Source organism: Deinococcus pimensis DSM 21231, assembly GCF_000519345.1.
Lineage (GTDB): Bacteria > Deinococcota > Deinococci > Deinococcales > Deinococcaceae > Deinococcus_A > Deinococcus_A pimensis.
Genome location: NZ_KI912671.1, coordinates 125,948 through 131,576, shown reverse-complemented (window position 1 = coordinate 131,576; position 5,629 = coordinate 125,948). Strand labels below are relative to the sequence as shown.

General features: G+C 71.3%; 4 protein-coding genes. All 4 read right to left on the bottom strand.

Features of this window, described 5'->3' with window-relative positions; translation table 11 throughout:
* The coding region (locus tag DEIPI_RS40470; RefSeq protein WP_045234796.1) for a glycosyltransferase at window positions 1-1,041 on the bottom strand (1,041 nt) is incomplete at its 3' end.
* A 254-nt stretch (window positions 1,042-1,295) separates the two neighbouring features.
* Window positions 1,296-3,416 (bottom strand): hypothetical protein, encoded by a 2,121-nt coding sequence (locus tag DEIPI_RS0120300; protein ID WP_027482986.1) that lies wholly within the window; start codon window positions 3,414-3,416, stop codon window positions 1,296-1,298.
* Between the two features lie 344 nt (window positions 3,417-3,760).
* On the bottom strand, window positions 3,761-3,928 hold the full coding sequence (locus DEIPI_RS0120295) for a hypothetical protein (RefSeq protein ID WP_157463845.1): 168 nt from the start codon (window positions 3,926-3,928) through the stop codon (window positions 3,761-3,763).
* 445 nt (window positions 3,929-4,373) lie between these two features.
* Window positions 4,374-5,629, bottom strand: a 1,256-nt coding sequence (locus DEIPI_RS33040) for an ATP-binding protein (protein WP_045234793.1), incomplete at its 5' end; no start/stop codon positions are given.

The following is a 5,629-nucleotide window of genomic DNA, read 5'->3' as shown; positions in this document are numbered from 1 at the left end:
CGGCACGCCCGCCGCGAGCGCGCGCTGCACCCCGCCGAACCCGGCGTTGGTGACCATCACGTCCACAAACGGCAGCAGCAGGTCGTGCGGGATGAACGCCTCGACCCGCGCGTTCGCGGGCAGGGCGGCGCGGACCTCGCTCACGTCACGCCCGCCGGTCGTGGCGACCACGAACACGTCCTCCCCGGCGAGCGCACGCAGGGTCGGCAGGATCAGCTTCGAGAAGTCGGCGTTGTCCACGGTGCCCTGCGTGACGTGCACGACCTTGCGGCCTGAAGTCAGCTCACCCCACCACGCGGGACGGACGTAGTCCGTGGCGGGATCGGGCAGCAGCGCCCCGACGAAGCGCAGGTTCGCCGGCAGGTCCGAGCGAGGGTACTCCAGTTCGGGAATGGTGCCCTGCAGCACCAGGTCCGGTTCACGCAGCATCCCGTCGAGCACGAAGTGCGGCGAGTCGGGCGTCCCGCAGGCGCGCTCCACCGCCCGGAAGTACCGGTCGGCGTTCCCCAGGAGCGCACGCTGCATCAGGTGGGTCAGGGCGGCGTTGCGGACACGACCTGGCAGCGTCGAGGACGGCGCCAGGCCCAGCCCGAACGGCGCGGTGTCGCGGCTGCTGCACGTCACGGGCGCCGGGTTGACGCTGATCCACGGCAGGCCCGAGCGGTGACGGACCGTGCGGCCCGCGACGAAGGCGATGTCGGTCAGCAGCACGTCCGCCTGGAACTCCGCGAGGACGCGCGTAACGTCCTCGGCGGTTCCGGGAATGAAGTCCGCGAGGGTGTGCTTGAGGTCGAACTGCAGGCGCCGCAGCGGATTCAGGTGCCGCCGCTGGGGGAAGCGTTCGTCGTAGTTGGTCGGGTCGAGGTCGAGTTCGGGGCGCATCGGGAAGAAGCGCGCGCCGGTCGCGCGGATGGGCGCCTCGAAGGCGCGGCTGGCGTACCACGCGACGGTGTGTCCGCGACTGACGAGCTCACGCACGACGGAGGAGGTCGGAATGACGTGCCCCACGAAGGTGGCCGTGGCGACGAGAATGTTGGTCATGGATTTCCTTTCGGCGTCCTGGGTGTCGACGCGTGATTCGGCTCTTGGCGCTCGGTGGTGGGACTCGGCGGAATCACGAGACGGACGAGGCCGAGGATGAGGAGGTGACACGCCGCGGGCGCCTCCGGAGGTGCACGGCGCGAGGATCCGTCGGTGCGGTCGATCCTGTGGACGTCCACGTCACGGGGACGGAGCGCGTCGCTCGGCTCCGGACTCGCGGCCGTCGACAGGGGTCACGCCGCTCGTCATCGTCCTCATTCGACGGTGACGCGGGTGAGGTTCCACGTCACGGTGTAGGTCGTGGGGGGCTCCACGTCGTTCGTGAAGGTGCGGCTGCCCTGGATGGTGAGGACGCCGTCCTGCTCCTGCGCGACGCCCTGCTCGGTGAAGTCGTCGAGGTCGTAGGTCGGGGTGGTCGCCTTGCTGCTCTCCCGGTCGTTGTCCTGAAAGGGGTTGCACGCGCCGCGGTAGTGGTTGTAGTCCGAGTACTCCCCGGTGCCCCTCAGGCGGGTGCTGGTGTTCCACGAGCCGTTGTTGATTTCGTACGAGCCGTTCTCGTGCAGGTTGACGTACACGTTGTCCTGCAAATCCCGTGTGGCACTTCCCTTGTCCGTGATCCCGTAGCGGTGCGTCTCCGTCTTGACGGTCTCCCCGTCGGCGCAGGTCACGTCGTACGTGGCGTCGTACCGCAGCTTACGTTCGTGCGACGCGCCGAGGCGTCCCTGGACCTTGAGGTTCGTGACGATGGCCCCTGCGTCCTCGACACCCGTCACGACGTACTCGCCGCGCAGCTGCTCGCGGTACTCGTCCGTCCCGGCGGGCGCGTCGTTCGGGTCGAGCAGCGTCTTGGACTCCGACATGGCCTGCGTCACGGTGATCGTGCCGAGCCAGCAGGTGTTGCCCGTCACGCCCTCACACGACGGCTTCCAGTCCCGCACCCTGAGCGGCATCGTCGACGAGATCGGCCACATCCGGTACGCCAGTTCCTGCGGCATCGTCAGCAGACCTCCCACCCCGCCCGCGGCCGTGCCCAGCGCGTCCACCAGGTCCGCCGCGAACGACGCGCTCTTGATCGTGCTGATCGCCGTCACCTCACCCGACTTGTCCACCGGGGTGGGTGCCGGGCCGAGGTCGCGGTCCTGCCGGACGCCCTCGAAGCGCAGCTGCGCCGTGCCGTCCGCGCCGGTCCTGTCGTGCATGACTTCCTCCCCGGCGAGCGCCGCGAGGATGTTGGTGTGCTTCTGCGCGTAGGACCCGTCGCCGTCCGCCGCGAAGACACGCCAGCGCACGTCGGCGCCCTCCACCACACCCGCGTTGGGCGTGCTGAAGTCCACCCCGACGTGGTTGAACGCCAGTCGGAAGCAGTTGAGGTACTGGAGTCCCGCGCTCAGGTCGTAGTGCACCTTCACGGTGGCGGTATGCACGCCGTCGCCGTTGCTGACGGTGCTCTTGGTGCGGGTCACGTCGGGCTGGTCGACGGTGAGGTCCATCTGGAAGCCCGCGAAGGTCAGCACGAACTTCGCGTAGCTCGTCACGAGGTTCGCGAGGCCGAGCAGGTCCGACGCGCGACTCGCGGCGCTCTCGCCGGGCGTGCTGCTGATGCCGTCGAGGTACCCGAGCAGCTGACCGAAGCCGCTGGTCAGGCCGAGCGCGGCGGCGTCCATGATGGTGCCCTCGGTGCCGCCGAACGTGCAGTTCGCGGGCGCGGCGAGCGCGCGCATCGTGCCGCCGGAGGAGCTGCTCGCGCTCGTGAGGGGCACGGTGGGATCGAGGGTCCTCGCGCGCGCGGCCGCGCCGCCCGCGAGCCGCAGCAGGATCAGCGCGTGCTGCGCGGCGCTCACGGGAACGTCGGCGGGCGCGGCGTCGGAGGTGAGGGCGGGCTGCCCGTCGGGGGTGAGGGACGTGACGAACCGCGCCCAGAAGCGCACGGTGGGCACGTCGCTGCTGAGGTCGCGCCGCAGGTCCTCGCGCAGCAGACGGGCGATCTCGCCCTGGTCGGCGTTCGGCGCGAGCACCCTCAGGGTGTCGGCGAGCTCCGCGAGGGTGACGGTGCCGCCCTGCTGCTGCGCGCGCAGGATCACGGCGGGGTCGTGCTCGGCGAAGGCGAGGCCGAGGCTGGGCTGCTGCGCGGCGCGCAGCACCTGACCGTCGAGGGCGCGAACGCCGATGCCGGCGGCGGCGAGCGCCTCTCCGAACGCGGCGGTGGCGTCCGCGCCTCCCGCGCGGACGACGCCGGAGAGGCGTGCGGCGCGCGTGTCGACGTCCGTCATGTCGGCGGGCGCGGGGCTGGGCGCGCCGGTCGGGGTGCACGCGGCGAGCAGGATCGAGGTGACGAGCGCGGCGGCAAAGGGCGGACGCAAGGATCGTGAACGCATGCCGTGACCCTACCCAGGGGGCGATGGTATCCGCATGGTGCGCCCTCGCGTGCGGGATGACGGCCAGGCGCCGTGGCCGGTCGGCGTCATGATCGCCGCGCGAGGCGCGCACGCCCCCACGGAAGGGCAGGAGCGTCGGGCGTCGTCAGGAACCACGCGCGTGTCATCCGCCGCCGCATAGGTCGCCGGCACGCTCCACCGGCGAGCGGAAGGCGCTCGGCCATGCACAGGCGTACCTTCGGTCCGACCGCCCTCGTCCTCAGCGTCGTCTTCGCGGCGTGCGGCGACCCGCCGCAGGAGGCCGGCCCGGGAGGCGAGACGGGCGACGCGTTGCCCGCCACGCTTCAGGGCGAGTGGCAGTACGGCACGATCTCGTCGCTCGAGTACCACGACCCTTCGAGCGGGAAGTACGTCGACGCCAGCGGCGCCAGCGTGATCCTCAAGGTCGGCGCGAGCGGCACGTTCACGCGCAGCGGCGTCACCGTGATCACCACCTCCGGCCGCACCAGCAAGATCCAGCTCAACGAGTCCGGCGTCGTCGACCTCGACGGGAACGTCCTGACGCTCATCCCGACCACGTCGTACGCCAGGGGCTACCAGTGTACGCCGGGCCGCTCGTTCGAGAACCGCACGCCGTCGAACTCCGTGAACACCTGGAAGATCACGGGCAGCGGCCGTCAGGCGGTGCTGGCGCTCGGCAGGCCGAACGATCCGAGCATCGACGACCTGTACAACCGTCCCCGCGGCACGACCGGATCGATCTCTGGACGACTCACCCTGCGCGAAGGTGCCGGGGCCGCTCTGGGTGACGTCGTGGTGATGGCCTGCGCGGTGGACGGTGGCTGCCGGGACGAGGCGAAGTGGCGCTTCACGCCGTTCACCGGCAGCGGTCGGAGCGCCACCTTCGAGATCGAGAACGTTCCGTTCGGGCAGATCCGGGTGACGCGCCGGGTGACGTCAGAGGATTCGAGCGGCGAGGGCGCGGCGGCGCAGTTCGCCGTTGGTGTGGTGCCTCGTCAGGAACGCCTCGCGGTAGGCGAGCGGAACGCGCGTGGCCAGTGCGTCCAGGCGTCTCGTCGCGTCTCGCAGGACGTCAGGGCTGCCGGGCTCGCCCAGGGCGAGGAGCACGTCGTGATGCACGAGGCTGGGGCGTTCGGGATCGTCGAAGGGCGCGTGCCGATCCAGACGTTCGGCGGCCCGCGTGCTGGACTGGAGCGCCTCGTGCGGTCTGCCGAGCTTCAGGAGGGCGTGCGCGAGCGTGGCGAGCGCGGCGGTCTCCAGTTCCGCCTCGCCGGTATCGCGCGCGACGTTCAGCGCGCGTGACGCGAGCGACTCGGCTTCGTCGCTCGCGCTGACGTCGGAAAGGGCGAGCAGCAGCTGGCCGCGCACGTATGGCACGTCGAACGCGTCGAGCTCATCGGTGAGCCGAGCGTACGCGCTTCGCGCGAGGTCCGGCTGGCCTCGTCGCGCGTGGAGACGGCCGAGTTGCAGCAGGGGGAAGAAGGCGCCCCGGTCACGCGGGTCCGGGTGGGCGAGGGCGCGCCGCGCGGCGTGTTCGCACGCGTCGTACGCGCCGAGCGTCCAGTACAGCTCGGCCAGCAGGCGGTGCGTGGAGGTCGCCGTTTCGCCGCTGTGCGTCTCGTAGGCCTCGGCGCGGGTGAGCCAGTCGTGCGCGTCGTCGTAGCGTCTGAGGCGCATGCAGGTGAAGCCGAGCTCGGTGAGGTTCGCGCGGTGCAGCGTCGGAGCGAACGCCCGCTCCAGCCGGGCGTGCAGGTCCTGCCGGAGCGTCAGCGCGGCCGCGAGGTCCTGGCGGCTGTAGTCGAGGGCGTGTGCGAGACCGTGCATCGCCCAGGCGGCGCGGTACGTGTCGCCCTGCCGGTCGAAGGTCGTGACGGCTCGCCGCAGGGGCGTCACGGCCTGCTCGAAGCGTTCGAGTCGCAGGTACGCCCCGCCGATCGCGGTGTCGTCGAGCGCTCGTTGCGTGTCGTCGGTGGTGTCGTGCCGGGCGAAGTCGAGGAGGGTCCGTTCGACCTCCTCGTGTCGTCCCAGCAGGGCCTGCGCGAGCAGCAGTTCGCGGCGCAGTTCCGCCTCCACCGTCCGGGAGGGGGATTCCTGAAGCAGCGTGAGGCCGCGCGTGGCGGCTTCGAGCGCCTCGTCGGGCCGTCCGAGGCTCAGCGCGTGCGCGGCGCGGCGCGCGTGAAGCTGCGCGCGTT

Coding starts and splice junctions, on each gene's coding strand:
- DEIPI_RS0120300 (WP_027482986.1), bottom strand. CDS start 3,416: ATGCGTTCACGATCCTTGCGTCCGCCCTTTGCCGCCGCGCTCGTCACC.